The following is a 21,067-nucleotide window of genomic DNA, read 5'->3' as shown; positions in this document are numbered from 1 at the left end:
GTCGTCAGATATTTATGATTTATATTTTGACCAAGATAATATTCATTCTAAGCAGAAGATAGCAGAGGAAAAAGTAAAAGCATTTATACTTAATAATGCTGCCTTTCCAAACTCTTACCATCCCATTAAATTCGGAAATTTTATAAAAGACCAAATTCAAGTTTATAAAGTCAATAAAGGTTACGATTCAGACTCGTTAGTAGACGAGTTGGAACAAGGTTCAATGAAAACTTTGGATGAGATTGTAGATACAGCTACGAAGCAAGAGTCAGATAAAATAAGCTACTCCGTAGCGCATACTTATGAGTTGAATGATATTAATGGTGTTAAACATAGATGCATGTCGAACATTACATTTAACGATTCTTTGACTGTAACTCTTCTGGTTAATAATGAAGACTGGATAGTCAAGCTGTGGAATGAAGAAAATCATAATTCGGCAAACTGGGAGAAGCAATTTGGGAAGCAAACCAGCCGCTAACAAAGGTTTAGCGAAATGGTGGGTGTAGTAGTTAAATGAACTACGCTACTTTTAAAGCTGGTACTTCGCTAAGCTGCAACCTTTGCCAGAAACTAAAAGCCCCGACAGCAGCAACTGTCGGGGCTTTTGTCTTCTGGTTGGAGCTATCTGTTACATCTCCGCTAGCATTTCCCACCGGTCATTCAGCTTCACCAGCTCCTTTTTCACTTGCTCAAACTTCACGGTCGTATCCTTGAGCTGGGCGGTGTTCTGGTAGATTTTGGGGTCGGCCAGCTGCTTTTCGTACATGGCCATTTCCTTTTCCAGCTTGTCGATGTTGGCTTCGACCTCGGCCAGCTCCTTAAGGGCTTTTTTCTGGTTGGGGGCGGGCGTTTTATTCACCGTGGGCACGGGCTCGGCCACGGCGGCCGGCTTGGGGGCGGGCTTGTTGGCCGAGGGGCTGGGCAGGCCGGCTTTTTTGGCGGCCTTCTCGCGCTCGTCCTGCCACTGCTCGTACTCGTGGTAGGTGCCGGGATATTCTTTCAGCTGGTAGTCTTCGATAAACCAGATTTTGGTAGCCACGTTTTCCACGAAGAAGCGGTCGTGGCTAATCACGATAAACGTGCCCTCGTATTGCTCTAGGGCCTGAATCAGGATGTTGACCGACTGCATGTCCAAGTGGTTGGTCGGTTCGTCGAGCAGCAGGAAGTTGGCTTCCGAAATCAGGGTTTTGGCCAGCGCCACGCGGCTTTTTTCGCCGCCGCTCAGCACCTTGATTTTCTTGTACACGTCGTCGCCCGTGAACAGAAACGAGCCCAGCACGCCGCGCAATTCCATCTCGTTGCGCTTCGAGCCCGCCTCGTTCATCTCCTGGATAATCTCGTTTTCCACGGTCAGGCTTTCGAGCTGGTGCTGCGCGTAGAAAGCCATAATGACGTTGTGGCCCAGCTGGTGCTTGCCGGTGGTGGGGTTTTCGGCCCCGGCCACGAGGCGCATCAAGGTTGATTTGCCCTTGCCGTTGGCCCCGATGAGCGCGATTTTATCGCCCCGCTCGATGTGCACGTTGGTGTCGCGGAAGATGAGCTTGTCGCCGTAGCTTTTGCCCACGTGCTCCATGCGCAGGATGTGGCGGCCCGGCTGCTGCGAGAAGGTGAACTTGAAATTGACGCGGGCGGCGTCGGGCGCCACGGCCTCGATACGCTCCAGCTTATCGAGCGCCTTCACGCGGCTCTGGGCCTGCTTGGCCTTGGCGGCGCTGGCCTTGAAGCGCTGAATAAAGCGCTCGGCCTGCCTGATTTGGGCCTGCTGGTTGTCGTAAGCGCCCTGCTGAATCTCGGTGCGCAATACCTTCTCTTCCTGGTAAAACGAGTAGTTACCGGCGTAGGGGTGCAGCTTGCCGCCGCTCACTTCCACGGTCGTGTTGGTGGTGCCGTCCAGGAACTCTCGGTCGTGGCTCACGATGATAACCGCGCCCTCGTAGCCCGCCAGGTAGGTTTCAATCCACTTAATCGAGGGCAAGTCCAAGTGGTTGGTCGGTTCGTCGAGCAGCAGCAGCGAAGGCTGTTGCAGCAGGATTTTGGCCAGCATCACGCGCATGCGCCAGCCGCCCGAGAAGGTCTTGAGCGGCTTTTGCAGCTCCTCGGTGGTGAAGCCCAGGCCCTCCAATATTTCTTCGGCCTTGGCCTGCATGGTGTAGCCGCCCAGCGCCTCGAAGCGCTCCTGTAAGGTAGCGAGCTTGTCCACGAGGTCGTCGGTGTAGTCGGTCTCGAACTTGAGCAGAATCTCGTCGATTTTCTTCTGCAATTCCAGCGCCTCGTCAAACGCTTGCAGCGCCACGTGCAGAATCGACTCGTGGGTGTCGTAGCTCAGCAAGTCCTGGTTCAAAAAGCCCAGGCTCACCTCTTTGCTCATCGAGATGGAGCCGCCGTCGGGCTTGTACTCGCCCACCAGCAGGCGCAGCAAGGTCGATTTGCCAGTGCCGTTGAGGCCTACCAGCCCAATCTTGTCCTTGGGTTTGATGTGCAGGCTGGCCCCGTCGTAAAGGGTGCGCGAGCCAAAGTGAAAGTCTAGGTCGGAGATAGAAATCATTGCGCAGCGGATATTCGGGCACAAAGGTACGACGCAACCCTCCCCTTATTTTATCGGCTTGGTGCCCTTGGCCTGGCTCAGCTTCTGGGCCATCTTCTGCGGCACGCCAGCGCTGTGCAGCAAACCCATCATCAGCCCCTGCCGCCAGGCCGTGAATACGGAGGATTGCAGGTTGCGCCGCGAGGTCATGTCGCCTTCCACGAAGCGGCCGCCGGGGCGCGGGTTCTGGTCGCGGACGACGAGGTTGACCAGTCCGGTTTTGAGGCGCGTGAAAAGCGGCTTCTTAAACTCACCGTCCTTGTATTTATAGAGCACAAACTTGAGGGCGGCGTAGCGCGCCCGCATGGTGCCGCTGGTTTGGTGGCGGTCGAGGCGCATGTCGAAGTCGATGCGCTGAATATCGCCGCTCTTAAAGCCCACTCCCTTGGTCGGTATCGTGATGCGATTTAAAACCGCCAGCGGCGCGGCCCCGAAGCTACCCCACAAGTGATGCCGCCCCCGCGCATCGAGCAGCGGCGCGCTGAGGCGGGCCTGTACCCGGGCGCGCCCCTCCAGCAGGGCCGTGGCCTCGCCCGTGAGCGGGTGCGCCAGCGACTGGCGGCGCGGGTCGTTGCTGAGGTTGCGCAGCGTAGCATTGAGCTGGCTGATGCTGAACCGGCCCACCTCCGGCGTATGGTGGCTGCGGTAGGTAGTGTAAATGGTGCCCTGCCGGATGTCAAACCGCGCCACGTCGAGGTGGGCGCGCAGCTTGCGCACGGCCTCGGGCGTGAGGATGGACGGGTGCGGGTCGATGGGCGCGCGCCCATCGCTACCCAGGCCCAGCCAGGGTTTTTCGGCTACCACGCGGGCCACGCGCAAGTGGCTATTAGCCGAAAGCTGGTAAAAATCCAGCCCTTCGCCGCGCAGCTCAGGCATCCGCAGGCGCACCTGCGTTACCTGGTAGCCCTTGCGGCGATTGAGCTGGGCCGGCGACAGGCTGGGCCACAGCACCAGCTCGCGCAGGCGCAGGGTGCCGGCGCGGGTGTCGAGCGCGCCCCGCTCGATGGTGGCCGGGTAGGCCGGCGCGTCGAACGTGGCGCTGAGTTGCCCACTGCGCGCCACCCAGCTGCGGGCGTACAAGACGCGCCGCTGCCCCGGCCGCTCGCCCAGCGAATCGACGCGCAGCGCCCGGCCCGTGGCAAACACGTGCCGCACGGCCGGCCGGGTTTTTACCCCCGTAATGGCCATAAAGCCATCGTTCAGAATAAAATGCCCGATGTCGGCGCGCCGGGCCAGCGGGCGCATCAGCTGCCACAGCGGCGGCGGGGCCTGCGCGGGCGGCACAAACGAAAGCCGCGGCTGCCGCAGCACTGCCGAGTCGGCCTGGAAGTGCTGCCGGTGCTGCCAGGCGGCGGCTTGCAGCCCGGTTACGCGCAGCTGCGGCATCAGGAACGCCACCTGGGTAGCGCCCGGCGTGCCCCGGCCCAACGCAGGCGGCTCGATGCTGAGCGAGTCGATAGTCAGCGCCCGTTTGTCAGAAGAAAAAACGGCCTTCGCCAGTGCCAGCACGTGCCCGCCTACGCGGCCCTGTGGGTAGCGCAGCGTGGCCTGCCAGGCGGCGGCAAAGCCTAGCCGTGCCGTATCGGCGGCCCCGGCCGGGGTGAAGAGTACGTCGCGGGCCTGCACGTCGGCGCGGGTGAGCTGGGCGGTGAGCGCGGCGGCCGGCCCCAGGCTGCCGCCCGCGTGGCGCAGCGCCAGGTAGCCCAGCCGCACGGGGCGCTGCTGGTAGAGGGGTGGGGTAGGGTGGGGGGCCGGCTTTTTGGCCAGGGCCAGCACCCGCACTTGCAGCGAGTCGAGCACCAGGCTGTCGAGCGGCACGGGGCGGCCGCGCAGCAGCGCCAGTACGCCCACGCCGCTGAGGTGGAGGCGGCCCAGGCGCAAGGCCAGGTAGGGCAGCGTGTCGGCCACGGCGTTGGTAGCAGGGCGCAGCTCCAGGCCGCGCAGGTGCAGGGCGCGGGAGGTGATTTTGGTTTCTAAGAATTTGACGCGCAGCTGGTACTGGCCGTGCGTTTGCTCGGCCACGGTGGTTTCGAGCTTGCGGCGCAGCCAGGGGTCGAGGCCAAACACCACCGCCAGCGTGCCCGCCAGCAGCAGCCCGGCCAGGCCACCCAAAAGCCACCACAGCCAGCGGTGCCGCGCCGGGCCGGGCGCGGGGGGCGCAGAAGAAGTAGACACGAAACAAAAGCAATTGGCGAAGGCTACCTAACGGCAAACTGCCCGGTCGGGGTTAGCGGCGCGGCGGGCGGGCTCAACCTTTACCCCCGCGCGGGCCGTACAGACGAGTACCTTCGGCTTTCTTTTACTTGGTTTTTATGCTTGATTTCACTACTTCTGCCTTCGCCCGCCTGGGCGCGGGCTGCGGCCTGGCCCTGCTGCTGGCCGCCTGCGCCGACGACAAAGACATCGCCACGCTCGGCCCGCCCGCCCAGGTCAATTTCACCCAGGCCGGCCTCTACCCCGAGGGCACGCAGTACGACGACGCGGGCGGCCGCTTCCTGGTGAGCTCCCAAACGGCGGGCCGCATCGGGCAGGTGAAAGATGATGGCTCCTACGCGCAGTTTGCCGACGATGCGCAGCTGATTTCGACCATCGGCCTGCGCCTCGACGTGCCCCGCAACCGCCTGCTGGTGGCCGTGTCCGACCCCGGCTACAACACCGCCCGCACCACCTCGGCCACCTTGCGCAAGCTCGCTGCCGTGGCCATTTTCAACGCCAGCGGGGCCAAAACCGGCTACGTGAACCTGGGTGCCCTGCGCCCCGCCTACGCCGCGCACTTCGCCAACGACATCGCCGTGGACGCGGCCGGCAATGCCTACGTGACCGACAGCTTCGCGCCCATCATCTACAAGATTGACGCGCAGGGTACGGCGTCGGTTTTCCTAGAAAACAGCGCCCTCGGGGCTTCCAGCGGCAGCTTCGGCCTCAACGGCATCGTGGCGCACCCCGACGGCTACCTCATCGTGGCCAAATCGGACGAGGGCGCGCTGATAAAAGTGCCGCTGAGCAACCCCGCCAATTTTACCAAAGTGAACACGACCGGCCTGGTGCTGACCGGCGACGACGGCCTGCAACTCACCGACAACAACACGCTACTAGTCGTGTGCAATGCCCAGGGCCAGGTGTACCGCCTCAGCAGCACCGATGGCTTCGCTACCGTGAACCGCACCGGCAGCTTCGCTACCGGGTCGGTGTTTCCTACTACCCTGGCCCGGCGCAATGGTACCGAGAGCTACGTACTGTATTCGTACCTCAACGCCTTGCAGGTCAATCAGAACCCACCGGTGTCGCAGTTCAGCCTCACGAAGGTCGGGTTTTAAATGATTGTCGACTAGGTGGGTGTAGCGACGCATCCTTGCGTCTCACGTCAGACGAGCCCGTCGAACGTGAGGCGCCAAGATGCGTCTCTACACCCATCAACCTTAGCTTTGGGGCGTCGCCCTGCCTTTTGATTTTTTGCTTCGGCCCTCAGTTTCATGCTTGCCATTACCTCGCTGCTCGCGCCGCCTTCTTCCGACCACATCAACAAGCTGATTAAAAGCCTGGAAACCGAGTTTGGCCTCACCGACGTGCAGGCCACGCCCGAGCCGCACCTCACGTATCAGCTCGTCGAGCCCATCGACCTGAATGCCCTAAAAGCCGGCCTGCGCGATATTGCCCGCACCAGCCACTGCTTTGTGGCGCACACCACGGGGCTGGGTATGTTTCCGGGCGAGCGGCCCGTCATTCACATCCCGGTGCTGCGCTCCGACTACCTCAACCACCTGCACCACCGCATTCTGGAGATAGCCGCGCCGCTGTGCAGCCGCACCGACAAGTACAGCGCCCCCGACCTCTGGCTGCCCCACGTGTCGCTGGCCCTGCACGATACCACGCCCGAGCTGCTCGGCCCCGTGCTCCAGTTTCTCAACAACCAGACCTTCAACCTGGAGCTCGAAATCAGCAACCTCGCCCTGCTGCACCCCGTGGGCGACCTGTTCGTGCGCGAAGAGGTATTTATGTTTGGCGAGTAGGTGAGGAGGTGAAAAAGTGAGGGGGTGAGAAGGTGCTTCAATCGGCAACCTTCTCACCCCCTCACTTTTCACCTCCTCACCTACTTCATCGATTCAAAATCGTGCGGTTGCGGTTCAGCTTGAGGTCTTGGAGCAGGCTGCTTTTAGCGGCGATGGTGAAGCTGTAGCCCCGCGTGATGCCCACCGGCATCCACATGCCCGTGATTTGCCAGCAGTGCAGGTCGCGGGTGAAATTGATGACCGGGTACACGAAGGAGCCCGCCCGCAAGTCGAAGCTGAGGCTGGAGCTCAGGCGCAGGTTTTCGGTGAGCTTGACCGAGCCGCTGGCCGTGAGCGAGTTGTTGGAAAAGAAGGGGTTGCGGGCCGCGTAGGCGTCGTTGCGAAACGGCGAGGCGTTGGTGGTGTAGCTGGCCGTGTACTGCACGCTGGCCTCCCACGGAATGTCAAAATCGACGTAGTCGGCGTATATCGCCACCGGCGTGGGCGAGCCCAGCACCGGGTCGTTGGCCGGGGCCGTGGCGCGCGGCACGTTGGCCTTGCTCTGGGGCTTGGCGGCGGGGTTAAACTGGTAGCCCGTGCTGAAGTTGGCCGAGGAGAGGCGGGCCAGCCGGAAGTTCTTTTGGGCAAATAAATATTTGTCGAGCAGCACGCCCGTCGAGTCGCGCTGATAAAACGAGAACGAGCTGCTCACTACCACGTTCAGCTTCTTGGCAATCTGCACCCGGTAGCCCAGGCTTAGGTCGGAGAGTTTAAAGGAAGTAGCCGCGAAATTGTAGCCCACGGCCAGGTCGATGCCGTCGGCCAGGCTCACCTTCTTAAACTCCTGCGTGCCGGTAGTATCCTGCTTGTTGCGCACCTTCATCTCAATCTGGTTTTGCACCGAGAAGGAAACCTGACTGACGCGGGCGCTGGCCGACTGGCTCAGCAAAAAGCCCTGGTAGCGCGTGAAGGTCTGGGGTGCCAGCAGGCGGCCGTAGTTATCGCGGAGCGCGCCATTTATGGCGTTACCTCTCTGGTCGGCACCTACTTCCAGCAGCTGGTAGGCGTTGCCTTTGGTGAGGTCGGGCGAGAAGGCGTAGCTCACGCTGGGCGTCACCTTGTGGCGAATGGCCCGCACGTTGCCCTTCTTGAAATTGAGCTGCCCGTAAAAAGTAGTAGTAGCCGACACGTTGGCCGAGTACGAATACTGCCGGTTAAAGCCCGAAATAGTATCAATCCGTACGGCCTGGGCCTCGGGCACAAACTCATAATTGAGCGACTTGGCGTACCACGTTTCGCCGTAGTTGATGGAGGGCTGCACCTGAATCTGGCGGAACAGCCGGGCCGAGGGCAGCGTAATTTGAAACTGGTGCTGGGCCGCGTTCTGGGCGTTGCGCAGCAGCGCGCCCAGGTTGCTCAAGCTCACCGGAATGGTGTACGACGAGGTGCTGCCGCCTAGCAGCGGAATGCCCGAGGCCAGCTGGCGGGCCTCCACGATGTTGGAAATGCGGTTTTGGGCCACCAGGTTGTAGCTCACCGCAAACTGCTCGTACCAGGCCCCGCGCGGCTGAATGCCCAGCCACTGGTAGGGGTACTGCCGGGCCACGCCCACGCTCAGGTTGGGCAGGGTAAAGTCCATGACGCCGGTTTGCACGTTCTGGCTTTGGGTGGCCTGGATGGAGTAGTTGATGGGCAGGTGCCGCAGCTGCTTGGAGTAGCTGATGGTCGAGTTGAAGGCGGCCGCCAGGTAGCGGCGCGGGTCGAGGGTGTTGACGCGGTTGTAGAACGAGCTACCCGCCTGCACGCTGGCCGAAAACACCCCGCCGCCGGGGGCCGGCACCGGCGAGTGGTTCCAGCTAATCCAGAACGTCTGGGCGGTGGGCGGGGGCACATACTCGGGGTTGGTGGCCGCCGTGCCGGTGCTCAGGATGGAGGTCGTGGGCCGGTTGGTGTACGACACGCGGGCGCTGCCCCGGTAGCGGTAGCGCTTGTCATACGTCAGCTCGGTATTGATGCCGTAGCCCCCGAAGCGCTCGGCGTTGCCGGCGTAGAGGTCGCCGGTCACGCGCAAGCCCAGGTAGTCGTTGGGAGCCCAGTAGTAGCCGCCGTTGGTGAGGTAGTAGCCGCGGTCCTGCGCCTGCCCGAAGGTGGGAATAATGACGCCCGAGCCCCGCCCGCCGTGCTGCATGGGGAAGTAGCCAAACGGCAGCCCCAGCGGCAGCGGCACATCACCGATGACCATGTGAAACGGCCCCGTCACCACGGATTTGCCCGGTATCACCTTGGCCTTGGCCGCCCTGATGTAGAAGTGCGGGTGCGCCAGGTTACACGTCGTGTAGGTAGTGCCCAGGTTATGTATCGTATTGTCGGCCTGCTTCTTGGCTAGCTCCGAGTGCACGTAGCCCTCGCCCTGCTGCGTAATGGCCCCCGAAATGATGCCGCGCTTGCTTTTGAAGTTGTAGGCAATTTCCTCGGCCGTGTAGTTATCAGAGCCTTGCTTGAACACCGGCTTGCCGCGCAGCCGGTGCTTCACCGAGTCGGTGCGGCTGTTGGCCAGCACGGTGTTCTTGCCGTAGTCCACCGTGATAAGGTCGGCCTTCATGTTCATCTCGCCGTAGTCGACTACCGACTGCGTGTAGAGCCGCGCAATCTTCTGGGTCACGTCGAACTGAATCGAGTCGCTGGCCGCGTACTTCACGGTCGTCTGAATCTGGCTGCGGCGCTTGAGGTCGGCCAGGTGCAGCGAATCCTGGCGGCGGCCGGCGCGGCTGGTGTCGCGCACGGCCAGGCCGGTGCTGTCGGGCGTGAGGCTGGGCGCGGCCTTGCGCGAAATGCCCGGCTGCTTGGTGCGCTGCGCGCTGCGCTCGCCGGGCGGCGGCGGGCTCTGGGGCTCGTTGGGGTCGGCCGAAATGATGCGCACGGGCTGCGTGGGCACCGAGCCCGGCCGGCGCTTGCCGGGCGTGGCGGGGGCCTTGATGGTGGAGTCGGGCACCTGGGCCAGGGCGGCCGGGCCGCTGGCCAGCAGCAGCAAGCAGAGTAGCCAGCCGGGCAGCCAACCCAGCGGCGGGCGCCTACGTAACCCGGCAACCGGAAGAAAGACAGAAGACAGCAAAGTGGACGGTAGCGCCGGGCGAATTACTTTTGGGGCATCGGACAAACAAAGATAACAGGCAGCCAACCTGCTGCGGAGGCTTCCCCGGTGCCTCCTTTCCCTCAAAACGAACGACGTGCGGATTATTGCCCTTTCTTACATAGTGCTTGGTGCTTGGTGCTTAGTGCCTGGCACCGGGCGCTCGATGTACTGGGAGCGGCCCGCGCCAGCGGCTGCTCGGCGCGCTGACAAGCTACAAGAACCAAGCTCGGAGGACCAGCCACTAAGCACCAAGCACCAGGCACTAAGCACCGAATCAGCCGACCGCTACCGCCTGCGCACCGTGGTGCTCGACGCTGGCCACGGCGGCAAAGACCGGGGCTGCGCCGGCGTGTCGGCCCGCGAGGCCGACGTAGCGCTGGCCATCATCCTGGATTTGGGCCGCCGCATCAAGGAGGGGAATCCCGACGTGCGCATCATCTACACCCGCCGCACCGACGTGTTTGTGGAGCTCGACGAGCGGGCGCACATCGCCAACCGCAACCACGCCGACCTCTTTATCTCGGTGCACTGCAATGCCGGCCCCAAGGGCTCGCACGGCACCGAGGTGTGGTGCATGGGCCCGCACAAAACCGAAGCCAACCTGGGCGTGGCCAAACGCGAAAACGCGGTTATTCTGCAAGAAAAAGACTACCAGCGCCGCTACGACGGCTTCAACCCCAACTCGCCGCAGGGCAATATCCTGTTTTCGCTGTTTCAGAGCGCCTACATCACCAACTCGCTGCGCCTGGCCCAGCGCATCGACAAGCAGTTTCGCAGCAGCGTGGGCCGCAGTTCGCGCGGGGTGAAGCAGGCGGGCTTTATCGTGCTCTGGAAGAGTACCATGCCATCGGTATTGGTCGAGTCGGGCTTTCTCACCGACCGCACCGAAGAAAAATACCTCGACACCAAGGCCGGGCAGCAGGCCATCGCGGAGGGTATTTACCACGCCTTTCGGCAGTATAAGCAGGAGCTGGAAGGCACGCGGGGCGAATGAGCCAGCGCGCAGCTTAGCCCGGGCATAAACATCTGAGCGGCGTTTACGTTAGGGAGCCTCAGGCGGCCTTCACTTTGGGAGTGGGGCGCGCCGTTTCCATCACGGCTCGGAGCAATTCAGCTTAATCTGCAATACTGTGTCTAAAGAAATAAAAGTCGGCCTACTGGCCGTCGTGGCGTTGGTAGCGCTAGCGGTAGGGTTTAACTTCTTGCGCGGCAGCAACATTCTGTCTTCCAATAAGACGTACTACGCCGTGTACCCCAAGGTCGATGGCCTCAACGTGGGCGCGCCGGTCGTGCTCAACGGCATCAAGGTGGGCCAGGTGAAAAACCTGGAGCTTCAGCCCGAAAATAACAACTCCATCAAGGCGTCGCTGGAGCTCGACAAAGGCGTAACCGTGGGCGACTCGACCAAGGCCGGCCTCAGCGGCTCGCTGCTGGGCTCCAAAACCATCACGCTGGTGCTAGGCCCCGATTCCAAGAAATTCGACGGTGGCGAAACGCTGAAAACCACTACCGCCGTTAGCATCACCGATGTGGTGCAGGCCCGCGCCACGGTGCTGCTCGATACCCTGAACTCGACGCTGGCCCACGTGAATGGCTTCCTGAATAAGGATGCCCAAACCAACATCCAAGGCACGCTGGTAGGCGCGCGCCAAAGCACCCAGGCCCTGCAAAACCTGATTGCCGCCAACCAGGCCAACATCAACCAGATTACCCGCAACCTGGCCCAGATGAGCGCCGCGCTCAACAAGAGCACCGCCAAGCTCGACCGCATCGCCAATAACTTCACGCAGCTGTCCGACTCGCTCAAGTCGGCCCCCATCGGCCCGACCATGCGCAACCTCAACTCGACGCTGGCCGAAGCCCAGACCTCGCTGAAAGGTGTGAGCAATGCCCTAAACGACAAAACCGGCTCGCTGGGCAAGCTTATCAACGACACCCTGCTTTACAACAACCTGAACGCCACGGCCGCCAGCTCCAATGCCCTGATTTCGGACATGAAGGAAAACCCTAAGCGCTACGTGCACTTCTCGGTATTCGGGGGCGGCGGCAAGGACAAGGTGAAAAAGGAAACCACCAAGCAGCCCGACGGCACCACCAAAACGGAGGTGAAAAAGGTGAGCGCCGTGCGGCCGTAAGGTCGGCCCCGACTGCCTAATTTTGAAGCCCGCTCCACTAAGAGCGGGCTTTTTAGTTGCGCTGCCAGTAGCGCGAACTTTGTAGTTCGCGTGTGCCTGGGTGCTCGCCAATGAACGCGAACTACAAAGTTTGCGCTACTACACTTCTTATCTCCCATTCCCACCCAACTATGAACGTCGAGTTCAACCGCAACGAAGACCACCTCCAGCAGCTCACCTACCAGCTGCGCAAAAAGCTAGAAAAAGTAGCCCTCGGCGGTGGCGAAAAGCGCATTGCCGCCCACAAAGCCAAGGGCAAGCTCACCGCCCGCGAGCGCATCAACTACTTATTGGACAAGGGCGCGGCCCAGGTTGAAATCGGCGCTTTCGCCGGCGAAGGCATGTACGCCGACGAAGGCGGCTGCCCCAGCGGCGGCGTGGTCGTAATAATGGGCTACGTGCAGGGCCGCCAGTGCGTGGTAGTGGCCAACGATGCCACCGTGAAGGCCGGCGCGTGGTTTCCCATCACGGCCAAAAAGAATTTGCGCGCCCAGGAAATCAGCATCGAAAACAAGCTGCCCATTATCTACCTCGTCGATTCGGCGGGCGTGTACCTGCCCATGCAGGACGAGATTTTTCCCGACAAGGAGCATTTCGGCCGCATTTTCCGCAACAACGCGGTGATGTCGAGCCTGGGCATCGTGCAGATTTCGGCCATCATGGGCCCTTGCGTGGCGGGCGGGGCCTACCTGCCCATTATGAGCGACGAGGCCATGATAGTGAGCGGCACCGGCTCGGTGTTCCTGGCCGGCTCGTACCTGGTGAAGTCGGCCATCGGCGAAACCATTGACAATGAGGCGCTCGGCGGCGCGGCCATGCACTCCGAGGTGTCGGGCGTGACCGATTACAAGTTCGAGACTGACGAGGAGGCGCTCGACCACATCCGCAACATCTTCGACAAGCTGGGCGCGCAGCCTTCGGCGGGCTTTAGCCGCGCCACGCCCGCCGCGCCCCGGCTCGACCCCAAGGAGCTGTACGGCCAGCTGCCCGCCGACCGCGCCAAGCCCTACGACATGATGGACATCATCCTGCGGCTGGTCGATAACTCGGAGTTTGAGCCCTACAAAGACCTCTACGGCCAGACGCTCATCTGCGGGCTGGCCCGCATCGATGGCTGGGCCGTGGGCATCGTGGCCAACCAGCGCAAAATCGTGAAAAGCAAGAAAACCGGCATGCAGATGGGCGGCGTCATCTACTCCGACTCGGCCGACAAGGCTGCCCGCTTTATTATGAACTGCAACCAGAAGCGCATTCCGCTGGTGTTTTTGCACGACGTGTCGGGCTTCATGGTGGGCAGCCAGAGCGAGCAGGGCGGCATCATCAAGGACGGCGCGAAGATGGTGAACGCCATGAGCAACAGCGTAGTACCCAAGTTTACGGTAATCGTGGGCAACAGCTACGGGGCCGGCAACTACGCCATGTGCGGCAAGGCCTACGACCCGCGCCTCATCGTGGCCTGGCCCACCGCCCAGCTCGCCGTGATGAGCGGCGCGGCGGCCGCCAACACGCTGCTGCAAATCCAGGTGGCCAGCCTCAAAGCCAAGGGCGAAGTCATCACGCCCGAAGCCGAAAAGGAGCTGCTCGACCGCATTAAGGCCCGCTACGACGAGCAATTATCGCCCTACTACGCGGCCGCCCGCCTCTGGGTCGATGCCGTCATTGACCCGCTCGAAACCCGCAAGGTGATTTCGGAAGGCATTAGCGCGGCCAATCACGCGCCGATTGAGAAGGCGTACAACGTGGGCGTTATTCAGGTGTGAGGCCAGGGCGTATAAGCCGACTGCCAATAGCCCGCGGCACTGACGTGTAGCCCGCGCCAGAGCCCCTGCACTGGCTTGGTAGCTGCAGCTTGCTCGATAAATTGATAACGGCTCATAAATGAGACGATTGCGCAAAGATGATTTGGCTTTTCTTAACCTATCGCGCTCCTGTTCCACGCGTTTGAGCTCGGCGCGCAAGCACTTAATCTCCTCGCGCTCCGCACTGCTGGGCACGGCTTCGGCCAATGTCTGACGCTGCCAGCGGCCGAGCAAAGTGGGTGACAGGCCTTGGGCGGGCCACGTGCGTTTGCCGAGCCCCAGCGGCTGCCTGGCGCACGCACTCGGCTTTAAAGACAGGCAAATATTTTTTGCGGAGTCAGCGGCGGGCCGCTCGGATTGCGGTTGTCGGGCATGGGCAGTGGGAGGGAAGACTTGCCACTAGCTGTTTTCACTCGACCACCTTAGTACCTTACAAGGCGAAGGTGCCGACACATTAAGTAGTGAAGTCTTCACGGCTCCGGCCGAAAATTGTCGGCTGAAGGAACCTGTAAACCCTAATACTGCGCAAAGCTGCCCTAGTTTAGCATAAGTCACGTTATCGGACTCGTTTTTCAAGTTAAGGTACACTTTTCGGGCTTACCTCTCCACATCAATAGGTGCGACGCGGCGGCCGATGTCGCGCAGGCGGGCGAGCTGGTCTACCACGCCGGGAGCTTCATTAAGGCTCATGACGAAGGTCCAGAGGTAGGTCATGACGGCCGAGACGTGGCCGGCGCGGATGCCGGGGGTGGCCGCGAGCAGGGCAATGAGCAGCCCGAACAACAGCGCGGCCAGCGCCCCGATGGCCAGGTAGGCCGAGGCTTCGCGGTCGGACAGCCAGATACGCAAACTCGACAGCACCGTGTAGTGCCGGCGCAGGGCGGCCGGCCCCACGGTTTCTACGAGGGCTACCTCTTGCTCCAGGCGGTTGTTGATGCGCTGGTGCAGGGCTTCGTTGCGGCGGGCAAAGGCGGGCACCCAGGCCAGGCACGACAGCAGGGCGGTCACGCACGCGGCCCCCACCTTCCACTCCAGCACGAGCAGCATGACGGCCGCCCCCGCCATCGACACCAGGGCCGTGGCGATGGCGGGCACGTGGTGCTCAAAGAAATCGACAAACTCGCGGGCCAGCACCACGCGGGCGGCGGCCGTGGATGTGGACTGCGCCTGCTGGCGCTGGGCCAGCACCACGCCCACCGCCAGCTCGGCGTAGAGGCGGGTGAACGTGCGCGTATCGACGGCCCGCCGGGCCGCCCCTACCAGCCAGAAAGCCAGCACCACCACGGCATACCAGAGAGCGTGCGCCGTATCGCCCCGCAGAATGGCATCGACCGCAAAGCCAGCGAAAAGCGGATACGCCAGCATCAAGACATTTTCCAGGGCTACCAAGCCCAGGGTCACGGCGAGCCGGCCGGGGTGCGCGCGGGCCAGGGCGGTGAGGGTGCGAAAGGCGGAAGACCGCTGCCTTTCGGCAGCGGGTAGAGGGAAAGAAGACGGATTCATTTGAGGTAAGTAAAGAAGGCACGACGCCGGCCGAGCGACGCTAGGGCTAGCGGTGCCTAGGGCCACCAGGGCGCGGGCGGGCAGCCTCGTCGCTGGCTTCGGCCGGGGGCTGCCCTAGCTGCCAGCCGAATGTGAGCCGCACGGTACGGGCGTAGTAGCGGGCGTCAGTTTGGGAAAGGAAGGTGGGGCCGGCCAGCAGCTCGCGCTGGCGCAAAGGCTGGGCAAAGGGGTTGTCGAGGTTAAGGGTCAGGCTGGAGCGGCCGCTTTTAAACTCCTTGCGCACGGCCAGGCTGTGGGTGTACCAGGCCGAGGTGCGGCCTTGCAGCAGCAGGTCGCCGTTTTGGTAGAGGCCGCTGGCTTGCACCGAGTAGCCGCTGGGCAGGGTGCGGCCTACGTTCAGGCTGCCCGACCAGCGCCAGCCGCTGTTGCGCAGCTGCAAGGCGGGGCTGCTCAGGTGCGCGTAGTAAGCCTCGGCCCCGCCGCTGAGCGTCCAGCCTTCGCCCGGTTCCCAGCTGAAGGTGGCGTTGAGGCCGGTGCGCTGCTGGCCGGCCACGTTCTGGCTGATGAGGCGTGCCACGCCCAGCTCACCCACCTCGCGCACTTGCTCGATGGCGTTGTTAGTTTGGCGGTGGTAGAGGGCGGTGGCCAGCGTGGCTCCGCCAGGCAGAGCCAGGTCGTAGCCCAGCTCGGTGAGGTGGGTGAGCTCGGGACGCAGCAGCGGGTTACCGGTGATTTGGTTGAGCGGGTCGCTGGCGTCCACGTAGGGCGTCAGGTCCCACACCTCGGGGCGGGTGATGCGCTGGGCGTAGCTCAGCTTCAGGGCGTGCTGCTCGGTGAGTTGCCAACTAAGCAAAGCGCTGGGCAGCAGATTAGTAAAGGCCGTGCGAAAGCCGGCCGGCCCGGCCGCCGCAAACGCGCCGTTTTGGCGGGTGTGCTCCACGCGTGCGCCGGCTTGCAGCTGCCAGCCGGGGGCTGGTTGCAACTTGAGCGAAGTGTAGGCGGCCAGCACCTGCTGTAGGTAGCGGAAGTCGTTGGAGCGAGTGGCATTGGGCTGCAAGTCGGCCGTGGGGAAGCCCGGCGGGGTGGCCGCCGCTTGGTACTCGTTGCGCATGTGGCGGCTGAGCAGCTTCACGCCGCCCTCCAGCACCTGCTGGCCCGAGGCCGTGAACGGGTGGGCATAGTCGGCCTGCACCGACCATTGCGGGCTACAGCTGCGGCTGCTACCCTGCTCGCCATACAAGGGCGCTTCGTCGGCGGGGCGGCGCTGGCGCGTTTCGTAGCGGCTGCGGTCGTAGAGGTAGCTGGCCTGGCCCAGCAGACGTAGCTCCTGCTTGGGGCGGTGAAACTGCTTGGTGTAGCCGGGGCTGATTTCGACGCTGCCAAACTGCCCGTACTCATTCAAGGGCTGGAGGTAGTCAAGGCCCGGGCTGCCGGGCGCGCCCCGGAAGCGGCTGGCTAGGTCGCCGCGGGTGGGCGCGCCGCCGCCCCAGGCGCTAAGCCCCAGCGTGGTGTGGCTGCTGGAGTCGCGGTCATACGTCAGCCCCAGGTCGGTCGACCAGCCGCGCCAGGTGTTGTCTGTGCGCCGCTGCTGCTTCAGCTCGCCCACGATTTTTTCCTCCTGCAAGGTCTGGCGCGTGAGTTCGGTGGCCGACCGCTCCCGCTCGGATGAGAGACTGCCGGCCAGCGTGAAACCGAGGCGGCCGCGCTGGGTGCTATAGCTGCCGGTCAGCTCCTGGTTGAAGTTGCCTAGGGTGGCCTCGGCGCTGGCGCTGGGGCCGCGCACCGGCTTCTTGGTGATGATGTTGATGACGCCACCGGCCCCCTCGGCGTCGTAGGCCGAGCTGGGGGCGGTGATGACTTCCACGGTCTGGATGGAGCTGGCCGGAATCAGCTTCAGGGCCTGGCGCAGGTTGCGCGCCATCAGCCCCGAGGGCTGGCCGTTGAGCAGCACCTTCACGCTGCTGCTGCCGCGCAGCTGCACCTGGCCGGTAGGCGTCACGCTCAGCAGCGGGGCCTTGCGCAGCACCTCCAGGGCCGAGCCGCCGTGGTTGGTCAGGTCCTGGTTGGCGTGGTACACGAGGCGGTCGCCGCGCTGCTCCAGCAGCGGCGGGCGGCCTTTCACTACCACTTCGCCCAGGGCCTGGGCGGCGGGCCGCAGCCGCAGGCGGCCTAGGTCGCGCTGACCGCCGGTAACCGGCACGGGATGCGCAGCGGATTGGTAGCCTAAGCTGCTAATTATCAATTGATAAATACCTGGCTGAGTCGGCGCATTCAGCCCAAACAGGCCGTTTTCATCGGTGGTGACGCCGGCCACCACCTGGCCATCAGGCCCGCGCAACCCCACCGACGCGAACGGCACCGGCTGCTGGGTCAGCGAGTCCACGACCGTGCCCGTGAGGCGGGCCTGGGCGAGTGAGGTTTGGGCGCTGGCCGGTCGGACGGCCCAGCCCAATAGCAACAGCAGCCACCAGCTGGGCTGCCGCCAGAAAAACGAAAAGCAGTGCATATGCAAATGGTAATGCGGCTTCCCCTGGCCGAAACCCAATCGGCCACTGGAGAAGTACAGCCGCAAAGCACCCGCTTCACCCTGTCGTGATTCTGTCGAAAGACCGTTTTTTTACCGGGACGTTAGGGTAAAGACGTGCCAGACCCCGGCACCCTCAGGCTCAAACTGATAGCGGCACGCCAGCCCCAGCGTCTCGCTGATGGCCTGCACGATGGCTAGGCCCAGGCCCAGGCGGCCGTCGTCGGTTGAGCGGGAGTGGTAGCGGCGAAACGGGTCGGGGTCGGCGGTGGCGGGGGCCACGCCGGTATTGCGCAACTCTAGCCCCCCGGCGGGCAGCAGCTGCACACCTAGCCGGCCGCCGGGCAGGTTGTGCTGGATGGCATTGCGCACTAGGTTGTCGAGCAAAATTCCCAGCAGCTCACGGTTAGTGGACAATTCCCAGGGTGGCGCGGGCCCCCCCCACGCCACGGTGAGGGCGCGGTAGTCGAGCAATTCCTCGTAGCGGGTCAGTGTTTCGGCCAGCAGCTCGTCTACCGCCACCGGCTCGGCGGGCAGCGGGCCGGCGTGGTGCAAGGCGCGCACCCGCGAGAGCAGGTTGAGGGCCTTTTGCAGGGCCGAGAGGCGCTGCACGGTTTGCTTGATTTCGAGCACGTCCTGCCGGTCGCGGGCGTCCAGCGCTGGGCGCTTGAGCAGCAATTCGGTTTTGGCCAGCACCACGGCCAGCGGGGTTTGCAGCTCGTGGGCGGTGTTTTCGGTGAACTCGCGCAGTTCATCGTAGGCGCGCTGCGTGTTGGCGACGAAGCCCGTGATGGCCTCATTGAAGAATACGAACTCGCGCACGTCGGTGGGCGCCAGTACCAGTGGCTGCTTGTCGCGCAGATTAAAGGCGTTGACGCGGCGCAGGTTTTGGTAGAAAGGCTGCCAGAGGTTGAACGACACTCGTTTGAGACTGAACTGAAACAGCAGCCAGCTCAGCCCCAGAAACAGCAGCAGCGACGCGGCCACGGCCCCCAGCACAATGCCCGCCGTGGGCTCGCCGCTCGCCGTAGCGAGTTGCTTATACACGGTCACTTCCACCACCTCGCGGCCTTTCGTGGCGGTGGCGACGTACCAGATGCCGCTGTGCGGCGCGCCCAACTCGGTGTACTGCTCGGTGTAGTAAGCGTAGGGTGCGGTGCCCGGCGGCAGCGGGCGATAGCGCACGCCGGCGCGGGCCGGCAGCTGCCCACGCTGCCGCCAGTGCTGGGTTACCTCATCTACTACCTGCCGCTGCGCCCGGGTGTAGAAATAGGAGTAGTAGGCGTCGAGCAGCGCATTATTGGCCAGCAGCACCACTACCAGCATAAGGGGCAGGGCTATCAAATAGATGCGCTTGAGGCCGGCAATAAACCGCTTGCTGTAGTGTTTGGTGGGCATGGGGCGAAGGTCGGCTCAGCGGGTATAAAGAAATCTAAAGCCAGGGAAAACCTTTCGCACCACAGCAGGGACATTTCAGAAAACGAGTCAAAGCCATAGTCAGCCCAACTGATGCTGGCGACAGGACTTCTTTACTTTAGCTGATTTAAAATCCAAGTCATGCAGCTTTTTGAATCCATAATTGACCAGGAATGAGGGTGTTTCATTCCATTCGGTCTCACTCCTTTGTCGTGGGTTACTACGATATCAGCGCTTTTACTCCCTGTCAGCTGCAATAAATTTATCATTGCTGAAATATCCGCACAATTCAAGTCGTATAAATCCCTGTGTCTGTTTTTTAGCTGCCACTCTACACCAGGTTCTGTGTAAATTCTAACCGGCATGCCTAGTAAATACTTTGCATTTCCACCATCTTTCTGATGATAGGAAAACATTGAGTTTTTTATGTATTCTTCTTTCGCAGTTTCGGGTGTTCCTCCCAAATTTTTCTCCATTTCTGCCAGCAATAATTTTGCTTCATTTACCCCGGCTTCCGAAAAATTTCTTTCAACTTCTCGCTGATAACGATAATACATGTTTTCATAATCAAGCGGTGGGTCGAGGGCGAAAATTGCTCTTGGTGTGAAATAGGTATTTTTATCCCTAATGGCTCTTTCTGCATAGGTTATCGTCTGCATCCCGCCGCCTGAAAGCCCACCAAGAAATATCTTATCCTTTGACACCTTGTGTTTGTCAACTACTTCCTGAGCAATAGCATCCAACACTCGTTGCGCTACTGTCATTTTAAAATCATCGTCTTCAATGTTTGGGAAAACAACGATGAAATTATTTTTAAGCGCAACTTCATCTAATGTGATTTGATTCATCACGTCTTTTGGGTCTTCTGAGCCACCGTGGAGGATGATAATTACTCCAACTGGCTTTGCCTTTGGCACAAGTTTGAAGTAGTAATGTGTGTTATCAATAGCTACTCTTTCCGGGTTTTGAGCACAAAGTGTAGTCTGATTAATTAAAATAATGAGTAACGTTACAAGGTATTTTCTCATCTCAGGATTGGGTTAAGGCGGTAACTGGAGGAGACTGGCTTTCGACTTTACAGACGATAAACTCAGGCGGAAGAAGGACGCCAGGTAAGCACGATGGTTGTTTAGTAAAGCCCAAACAACCCTCTAGTGCAGCGTATAGCCCATGCCGTACACGGTATCGAGGCTGACGTCGCAGCCGGCGGCCTTGAGCTTCTGGCGCACGTTCTTGACGTGGGTGTAGAGGTAGTCGAGCGAATCGACCATGCCCACGTTTTCTTGCAGCACGTAGTCCGACAGCGACTCCTTGGCCACCACGCGGCGACGGTTGAGCAGCAGGTAGTAGAGCAGCCGCAGCTGGCTCTGGGTGAGCTTGAGCGGCGCGTCGGCCACAGTCACGGCGTGGGTATCGAGCTGGTAGCGCAGGTTGCCCAGGCTGAGCTCGGCAGGCTCCTCGGGGTGGCGGCGGCGCAGGATGCTGCGCACCCGGGCCAGCAGCTCGTCGAGGTGGAAGGGCTTCACCAGGTAGTCGTCGGCCCCCAGGTCGAGGCCGCGCAGCTTGTCGGTGAGGCCGTCGCGCACCGAGATGATGAGCGCGCCGGGCCGGGTTTCCATCGCCTTGATGTACTCGAACAGCTCAAAACCTAGCCCGCCGGGCAAGTTCAAATCCAGCACCACTAGGTCGTAGAGCCGGGCCACGAGCCGGTCTTCGGCCTCGCGGAAGGTGTAGGCCGTTTCGCAGGCGTAGCCGTCGTCCTCCAGCACCATTTTGATGCTCGCGGAAAGCAGCTTCTCGTCTTCAACTAGGAGAATTTTCATGCGTGGGAGAGGTTAAGGAGGGAATACGTTGAAGCGTATTGTATCAAGAAATTTGTTCGAAAACGTCCGTCATGCTGAGCGGAGCGCAGCGAAGTAGAAGCATCTCTACCGCTTCGTTG

At 61.7% G+C, this 21,067-nt stretch carries 14 protein-coding genes; 6 read left to right on the top strand and 8 right to left on the bottom strand.

What is annotated here, in order from left to right; all coding sequences use genetic code 11:
• On the top strand, positions 1-481 hold a 481-nt coding region (locus VFO93_RS06950), incomplete at its 5' end, for a hypothetical protein (RefSeq protein WP_325133624.1).
• 150 nt (positions 482-631) lie between these two features.
• Here the strand turns inward: VFO93_RS06950 and abc-f are convergent.
• Positions 632-2,548, bottom strand: a complete 1,917-nt coding sequence (gene abc-f / locus VFO93_RS06945; RefSeq protein WP_325133623.1) for a ribosomal protection-like ABC-F family protein — start codon at positions 2,546-2,548, stop codon at positions 632-634.
• Between the two features lie 45 nt (positions 2,549-2,593).
• Positions 2,594-4,762, bottom strand: coding sequence for a hypothetical protein (locus tag VFO93_RS06940; RefSeq protein WP_325133622.1), 2,169 nt, complete (start codon positions 4,760-4,762; stop codon positions 2,594-2,596).
• A 137-nt stretch (positions 4,763-4,899) separates the two neighbouring features.
• Between VFO93_RS06940 and VFO93_RS06935 the strand changes: the two genes are divergently transcribed.
• Positions 4,900-5,904: a gluconolaconase gene (locus VFO93_RS06935; RefSeq protein ID WP_325133621.1), complete on the top strand. Its 1,005-nt coding sequence runs from the start codon at positions 4,900-4,902 to the stop codon at positions 5,902-5,904.
• 156 nt (positions 5,905-6,060) lie between these two features.
• Positions 6,061-6,597, top strand: coding sequence for a 2'-5' RNA ligase family protein (locus VFO93_RS06930; RefSeq protein ID WP_325133620.1), 537 nt, complete (start codon positions 6,061-6,063; stop codon positions 6,595-6,597).
• 85 nt (positions 6,598-6,682) lie between these two features.
• Here VFO93_RS06930 and VFO93_RS06925 read toward each other — a convergent pair whose 3' ends face one another.
• Complete coding sequence (locus VFO93_RS06925; RefSeq protein WP_325133619.1) at positions 6,683-9,607, bottom strand: putative LPS assembly protein LptD; 2,925 nt, start codon at positions 9,605-9,607, stop codon at positions 6,683-6,685.
• A gap of 223 nt (positions 9,608-9,830) precedes the next feature.
• Here VFO93_RS06925 and VFO93_RS06920 point away from each other — a divergent pair, with 223 nt between their 5' ends.
• The 3 genes from VFO93_RS06920 (at position 9,831) to VFO93_RS06910 (ending at position 13,643) form a co-directional block, all read left to right on the top strand.
• Positions 9,831-10,703 (top strand): N-acetylmuramoyl-L-alanine amidase, encoded by an 873-nt coding sequence (locus VFO93_RS06920; RefSeq protein ID WP_325133618.1) that lies wholly within the window; start codon positions 9,831-9,833, stop codon positions 10,701-10,703.
• A 136-nt stretch (positions 10,704-10,839) separates the two neighbouring features.
• Positions 10,840-11,844 carry an MlaD family protein gene (locus VFO93_RS06915; protein ID WP_325133617.1) on the top strand — a complete coding sequence of 335 codons (1,005 nt, stop codon included), beginning with the start codon at positions 10,840-10,842 and terminating at the stop codon, positions 11,842-11,844.
• Positions 11,845-12,014: 170 nt separating this feature from the next.
• Complete coding sequence (locus tag VFO93_RS06910; protein ID WP_325133616.1) at positions 12,015-13,643, top strand: acyl-CoA carboxylase subunit beta; 1,629 nt, start codon at positions 12,015-12,017, stop codon at positions 13,641-13,643.
• Between the two features lie 636 nt (positions 13,644-14,279).
• Here the strand turns inward: VFO93_RS06910 and VFO93_RS06905 are convergent.
• From VFO93_RS06905 to VFO93_RS06885, 5 genes are all read right to left on the bottom strand, one after another.
• A complete protein-coding gene (locus tag VFO93_RS06905; protein WP_325133615.1) occupies positions 14,280-15,185 on the bottom strand; it encodes an ABC transporter six-transmembrane domain-containing protein in 906 nt (301 codons plus the stop codon).
• A gap of 46 nt (positions 15,186-15,231) precedes the next feature.
• A complete protein-coding gene (locus VFO93_RS06900) occupies positions 15,232-17,691 on the bottom strand; it encodes a TonB-dependent receptor domain-containing protein (RefSeq protein WP_325133614.1) in 2,460 nt (819 codons plus the stop codon).
• A 111-nt stretch (positions 17,692-17,802) separates the two neighbouring features.
• A complete protein-coding gene (locus VFO93_RS06895) occupies positions 17,803-19,107 on the bottom strand; it encodes a HAMP domain-containing sensor histidine kinase (RefSeq protein WP_325133613.1) in 1,305 nt (434 codons plus the stop codon).
• A 131-nt stretch (positions 19,108-19,238) separates the two neighbouring features.
• Positions 19,239-20,153 carry a hypothetical protein gene (locus tag VFO93_RS06890; RefSeq protein ID WP_325133612.1) on the bottom strand — a complete coding sequence of 305 codons (915 nt, stop codon included), beginning with the start codon at positions 20,151-20,153 and terminating at the stop codon, positions 19,239-19,241.
• 123 nt (positions 20,154-20,276) lie between these two features.
• Positions 20,277-20,948, bottom strand: a complete 672-nt coding sequence (locus VFO93_RS06885) for a response regulator transcription factor (RefSeq protein WP_325133611.1) — start codon at positions 20,946-20,948, stop codon at positions 20,277-20,279.
• Positions 20,949-21,067: the final 119 nt, after the last annotated feature.

This window comes from Hymenobacter sp. (genome assembly GCF_035709525.1).
Classification (GTDB): Bacteria; Bacteroidota; Bacteroidia; order Cytophagales; family Hymenobacteraceae; genus Hymenobacter.
The sequence above is the reverse complement of the archived record's forward strand: the minus strand, read 5'-3'. Positions and strand labels throughout refer to the sequence as shown.

What these genes read in the sequence shown, in the direction of transcription:
- VFO93_RS06900 (WP_325133614.1), bottom strand. Translation starts at nt 17,691, where the DNA reads ATGCACTGCTTTTCGTTTTTCTGGCGGCAGCCCAGCTGGTGGCTGCTG.
- VFO93_RS06895 (WP_325133613.1), bottom strand. Translation starts at nt 19,107, where the DNA reads ATGCCCACCAAACACTACAGCAAGCGGTTTATTGCCGGCCTCAAGCGC.
- VFO93_RS06935 (WP_325133621.1), top strand. Translation starts at nt 4,900, where the DNA reads ATGCTTGATTTCACTACTTCTGCCTTCGCCCGCCTGGGCGCGGGCTGC.
- VFO93_RS06890 (WP_325133612.1), bottom strand. Translation starts at nt 20,153, where the DNA reads ATGAGAAAATACCTTGTAACGTTACTCATTATTTTAATTAATCAGACT.
- VFO93_RS06905 (WP_325133615.1), bottom strand. Translation starts at nt 15,185, where the DNA reads ATGAATCCGTCTTCTTTCCCTCTACCCGCTGCCGAAAGGCAGCGGTCT.
- abc-f (WP_325133623.1), bottom strand. Translation starts at nt 2,548, where the DNA reads ATGATTTCTATCTCCGACCTAGACTTTCACTTTGGCTCGCGCACCCTT.
- VFO93_RS06930 (WP_325133620.1), top strand. Translation starts at nt 6,061, where the DNA reads ATGCTTGCCATTACCTCGCTGCTCGCGCCGCCTTCTTCCGACCACATC.
- VFO93_RS06910 (WP_325133616.1), top strand. Translation starts at nt 12,015, where the DNA reads ATGAACGTCGAGTTCAACCGCAACGAAGACCACCTCCAGCAGCTCACC.
- VFO93_RS06885 (WP_325133611.1), bottom strand. Translation starts at nt 20,948, where the DNA reads ATGAAAATTCTCCTAGTTGAAGACGAGAAGCTGCTTTCCGCGAGCATC.